At 64.9% G+C, this 487-nt stretch carries 2 pseudogenes; both read right to left on the bottom strand.

Features of this window, described 5'->3' with window-relative positions:
• A pseudogene (locus QWJ46_RS31140) lies at positions 1 to 171 on the bottom strand (sugar ABC transporter permease); the annotation flags it as partial.
• Between the two features lie 138 nt (positions 172 to 309).
• Positions 310 to 487: pseudogene (locus QWJ46_RS31135) on the bottom strand (sugar ABC transporter substrate-binding protein); the annotation flags it as partial.

Genomic DNA, 487 nt, shown 5'->3' with positions numbered 1-487 from the left:
GAAGGAGAGATAGGCGGTCCAGACGATGAAGCCGTAGACGAAGATGAGCGTGATGACGAAGCTCGGCGCCAGCACGATCTTCGGCAGCGCATCCTGCAGCCGGCCGCGCAGTGAGACCCGCGTCGCTTGCCGCGGCGTCAGAACCGGATCGGTGGTGGCAACTGTGCTCATGGATGTCATCTCCTCCCTGCATGTCGTCATGGGGGCTGGCCAGCATGCCTGTCCCCGCATGATCGCCCCCGCATATCCGTCAGGGGCTGGAGCTTCCCCGCGAAGCGCGCGGGGAAGCCTTGTTCATCGACGATGGTCTCAGCGGGCGTCGTCGATCGCCTGGACGAGCTGGGTGACGGCCTCGTCGGAGCTCTTGATCTGGCCATGGACGAACTTCGAGACGACGTCCTTATAGGCATTGGCGATCGCCGGAGGGGCGCCGTAACCCTGGGCGAGCGAACCGAACAGCGTGCCGCCCTCGTTGGCGGCCTTCAGA

The sequence above is a fragment of the Rhizobium sp. CBN3 genome, from assembly GCF_030518245.1.
GTDB lineage: Bacteria > Pseudomonadota > Alphaproteobacteria > Rhizobiales > Rhizobiaceae > Rhizobium > Rhizobium aethiopicum_A.
This window is presented reverse-complemented; position numbering and strand designations above follow the sequence as displayed.